General features: G+C 68.1%; 4 protein-coding genes. All 4 read left to right on the forward strand.

Annotated elements, in window-relative coordinates; all coding sequences use genetic code 11:
• Positions 1 to 715 (forward strand): Fe-S cluster assembly protein SufD (gene sufD / locus R1101_RS0119475; RefSeq protein WP_016934995.1); only part of this gene is annotated, 715 nt, incomplete at its 5' end.
• A gap of 51 nt (positions 716 to 766) precedes the next feature.
• Positions 767 to 1,555, forward strand: coding sequence for a Fe-S cluster assembly ATPase SufC (gene sufC, locus R1101_RS0119480; RefSeq protein ID WP_016934996.1), 789 nt, complete (start codon positions 767 to 769; stop codon positions 1,553 to 1,555).
• Positions 1,556 to 1,559: 4 nt separating this feature from the next.
• Positions 1,560 to 2,813 (forward strand): cysteine desulfurase, encoded by a 1,254-nt coding sequence (locus R1101_RS0119485; protein WP_016934997.1) that lies wholly within the window; start codon positions 1,560 to 1,562, stop codon positions 2,811 to 2,813.
• A 4-nt stretch (positions 2,814 to 2,817) separates the two neighbouring features.
• On the forward strand, positions 2,818 to 3,258 hold a 441-nt coding region (gene sufU, locus R1101_RS0119490; RefSeq protein ID WP_037224197.1), incomplete at its 3' end, for a Fe-S cluster assembly sulfur transfer protein SufU.

Raw genomic sequence — 3,258 nt, forward strand, 5'->3', positions numbered from 1 at the left:
CGGTAGCGGCACCTATGCCGAGAACATCGAGTTCGTGCTCGGCGACAGCGCGCACTTGAAGGTCGTCGCGGTGCAGGACTGGGCCGACGACGCCGTGCACGTCGCCGCGCACCACGCCCGCCTCGGCCGCGATGCCGTGCTCCGTCACTTCACGGTGGCGCTCGGCGGCGATCTGGTGCGCGTGTCGGCGACCACCAAGTACGACGGTCCCGGCGGCGACGCCGAACTACTCGGCCTGTACTTCGCCGACGCCGGTCAGCACTTCGAACAGCGCCTGCTCGTCGACCACTCGCAGCCGAACTGCAAGTCGAACGTCGTGTACAAGGGTGCGCTGCAGGGCGATCCGGCCTCCGGCAAGCCCGACGCGCGCACCGTGTGGATCGGCGACGTGCTCATCCGCGCCGAGGCCGAGGGCACCGACACCTTCGAGCTCAACCGCAACCTGGTGCTCACCGACGGAGCGCGTGCCGACTCGGTGCCGAACCTCGAGATCGAGACCGGTGAGATCGTCGGTGCCGGTCACGCGTCGGCGACCGGCCGCTTCGACGACGAGCAGCTGTTCTACCTGCGTGCTCGCGGAATCCCCGAGGAGGAAGCGCGTCGCCTCGTCGTCCGCGGCTTCTTCCACGAGCTGCTCGAGCGCATCACGGTCACCGAGGTCCGCGAACGGCTCGAGGCCGCCATCGAGGCGGAACTCGCCGCCGTCGGCGCCTGACGGCCGTCTCCCCGTACTCCCGATACCTCTCCACTAAGGAAACGCATTTCGATGTCCACACCTTCGAACGTCCTCGAGATCAAGGACCTGCACGTCCGCGTCGCTCAGACCGACGAGAACGCCGAACCCATCGACATTCTCAAGGGCGTCGACCTCACGGTCCGCTCGGGTGAGACACACGCCATCATGGGCCCCAACGGCTCCGGAAAGTCCACCCTGTCGTACGCGATCGCCGGCCACCCCAAGTACGAGATCACCTCGGGCAGCATCACCCTCAACGGTGAGGACGTGCTCGAGATGAGCGTCGACGAGCGCGCCCGCGCCGGCCTGTTCCTCGCGATGCAGTACCCGGTCGAGGTGCCCGGCGTGTCGATGTCGAACTTCCTCCGCACCGCCGCGACCGCCGTGCGCGGCGAGGCTCCCAAGCTGCGCCACTGGGTCAAGGAGGTCAAGCAGGCGATGTCCGAGCTGGACATCGATCCGGCCTTCGGCGAGCGCAGTGTCAACGAGGGTTTCTCCGGTGGCGAGAAGAAGCGCCACGAGATCCTGCAGCTCGGTCTGCTGAAGCCGAAGATCGCCATCCTCGACGAGACCGACTCGGGCCTCGACGTGGACGCGCTGCGCGTCGTCTCCGAGGGCGTGAACCGCTACCAGGAGAACGAGAACGGCGGCGTTCTGCTCATCACCCACTACACCCGTATCCTGCGCTACATCAAGCCGCAGTTCGTGCACGTCTTCGTGGGTGGCCGCGTCGTCGAGTCCGGTGGCCCCGAGCTCGCCGACGAGCTCGAGACCAACGGCTACGTTCGTTTCACTCAGGCAGCAACGCAAGGAGCATGATCGGATGACGGTGCCGGTGCGGACCTTGGACATCGCCCGGATCAGGGCGGATTTCCCGATCCTCGCGCGCACGGTGCGCGACGGCAAACCCCTGGTCTACCTCGACTCGGGGGCCACCTCCCAGCGTCCGGTGCAGGTGCTGGACGCCGAGCGTGCGTTCCTCGCGACGCGGAACGCGGCCGTGCACCGCGGTGCGCATGCGTTGTCGGAGGAGGCGACCGACTCGTACGAGGACGCCCGCGCTGTCATCGCCGCCTTCGTCGGGGTCGACGTCGACGAGGTGGTGTTCACCAAGAACGCCACCGAGTCGCTCAACCTCGTCGCCTACGCCTTCGCCGACGACCGGTTCCCGCACCGGCTCGGACCCGGTGACGAGATCGTCGTCACCGAGCTCGAGCACCACGCGAACCTCGTTCCGTGGCAGGAACTCGCGCGGCGCACGGGTGCCACCCTGCGCTGGTACGGCGTCACCGACGACGGCCGCATCGACCTCGACTCGCTGACGCTGACCGAGTCCGTGAAGGTCGTGGCGTTCACGCACCAGTCGAACGTCACCGGCGCGGTCGCCCCCGTCGAGGAGATCGTGCGGCGCGCGAAGGAGGTCGGCGCGATCGTCGTGCTCGACGCGTGCCAGTCGGTGCCGCACATGGCCGTCGACTTCCACGCGCTCGGAGTCGACTTCGCCGCCTTCTCCGGCCACAAGATGTTCGGCCCCTCGGGTGTGGGTGTCCTCTACGGACGACGCGACCTGCTCGCCGACGTGCCGCCGTTCATCACCGGTGGCTCGATGATCGAGACGGTCACCATGGAGGCGACGACCTTCGCCGCACCGCCGCAGCGGTTCGAAGCCGGTTCCCCGATGTCCTCGCAGGCCGTGGGGCTCGGTGCCGCCGTGCGTTATCTGCAGGAGATCGGCATGGACGCGGTGGCCGCGCACGAGCACGAACTCACCACTGCGGCGCTCGCCGAACTCGCCGGCATCGAGGGCGTGCGCATCATCGGTCCGACCACCGCCGACCAGCGCGGCGGGGCCGTGTCGTTCGTCGTGGACGGAATCCACGCCCACGATCTCGGCCAGATCCTCGACGACGAGGGCGTCGAGATCCGGGTCGGACATCACTGTGCCTGGCCGCTGCACCGCCGCTTCGGGGTGGCCGCGACCGCCCGCGCGTCGTTCGCCGTGTACAACACGCCGGACGAGGTGCAGGCACTCGGCGCGGCGATCCGGCGCGCCCAGAAATTCTTCGGGGAGGCGTGATCCGATGCGGATGGAGCAGATGTACCAGGAAGTGATCCTGGACCACTACAAGCACCCGCATCACCGCGGGCTGCGCGAACCGTTCGGCGCCGAAGTGCATCACGTCAACCCGACCTGCGGCGACGAGGTGACGCTGCGTGTGCATCTCGACGGCGACACCGTTGCCGACGTCTCCTACGACGGCCAGGGTTGCTCGATCAGCCAGGCATCGACGTCCGTGCTCACCGACCAGGTGATCGGTGCTCCGCTGGGCGATGCGCTGAAGATGGTCGACGGGTTCGTCGAGATGGTGAGCAGTCGCGGCACCGTCGACGGCGACGAGGAGTTGATCGGCGACGGCATCGCGTTCGCCGGCGTGGCGAAGTACCCGGCGCGCGTGAAGTGCGCGTTGCTGGGCTGGATGGCTTTCAAGGACGCGGTCGCGCAGACCGTGGACGCCGCCTCC

It is taken from the genome of Rhodococcus sp. R1101, from assembly GCF_000278445.1.
In the GTDB taxonomy this organism is placed as follows: domain Bacteria; phylum Actinomycetota; class Actinomycetes; order Mycobacteriales; family Mycobacteriaceae; genus Rhodococcus; species Rhodococcus gordoniae.

Excerpts from the sequence above, each read along its gene's own strand:
- sufC (WP_016934996.1), top strand. The coding sequence starts at position 767 with ATGTCCACACCTTCGAACGTCCTCGAGATCAAGGACCTGCACGTCCGC.
- R1101_RS0119485 (WP_016934997.1), top strand. The coding sequence starts at position 1,560 with ATGACGGTGCCGGTGCGGACCTTGGACATCGCCCGGATCAGGGCGGAT.